The organism is Paenibacillus zanthoxyli JH29, assembly GCF_000520715.1.
GTDB classification, from domain to species: Bacteria; Bacillota; Bacilli; order Paenibacillales; family Paenibacillaceae; genus Paenibacillus_AQ; species Paenibacillus_AQ zanthoxyli.
Map to the genome: position 1 here is coordinate 1 of NZ_ASSD01000203.1, position 965 is coordinate 965.

General features: G+C 55.2%; 1 protein-coding gene. It reads right to left on the bottom strand.

Annotated features, from left to right (window positions below; translation table 11 throughout):
• Positions 1-965: RICIN domain-containing protein (locus tag L691_RS28250; RefSeq protein ID WP_156934194.1), on the bottom strand; the 965-nt coding region annotated here is incomplete at both ends.

The following is a 965-nucleotide window of genomic DNA, read 5'->3' on the forward strand; positions in this document are numbered from 1 at the left end:
GGCTTCCACTCTCACGACACGCCATTTTTGAAGAGCGGAACCATTGGCATTTTCTAGTCTGACCGTCCCGTCCTCCTGGGCCTCCAGCGCTTTGTCCGGCTTGAACTTGGACAAGATCGTTATCGTTCCGTCAGCGTTGTCATGCACCAGCCAACGCTGATTGTCATAACCAAGATAAGCGTAAAGCTGGATCGTGTTGGCTCCCGTATCCCAGTCGAGCGATTTGCCGCTTTCTCCCGTCCGGATCGTATAGGCGTTATTTTTAATCGGATAATAGCTCCAGTACTGATTGACCGTCTTCTGCTGCGGCAGCGCTTTAAGTGTGGCCAAGGAGCTCTGGCTGTCGGCGGTAAGCGCCGCTCCGGTACCCGCGTTAACGAAACGGTACAGCGTATCGTCGGCCGGTATTGTATCGGACACATTGACGTTCTGGTAATAGGCGTCGCCGCCGAATACGTTCACGCCGAATGCACCCTGGCGGAAAGTGTCGTCATCCACATCGATAATCTGACGGCCGTCCAGCTCGATGGTTATCCGCGTGCCTGCGGCTGTGATTTTGGCATGATGCTTCACTCCCGTCGTTAGAGCCATCGGCACTTTCGCCAGCACCTGCCGGTCCTGGAACTGGCCGTCGGCCATATAGAACAGCCTTGCCGATTTCAGATTCGGGTCAAGGTTGAAATAATACCCGCTCGTTCCGTCGGCATTCGACCTGAACAGGATCGATCCGGCCCCGCCTGTGCGCGGAAGCATAACATCCGCTTCATAGGTGAAATCGGCCCCCCGTTCCCCGGACATATAGTTGGAATCAGTGTCAAAGGTTCCCCTGACTCCTTCGGACGTAACGGCCCAACTGGAATTCGCTTTCCAGTTCTTCAGATTCGTATTGAATGTCCCTACGGTTACTGTGATAACGGCGGATACGCTGCCGTCCCGCGTCTTTACAGTTACGGCTGCCGTGCCGG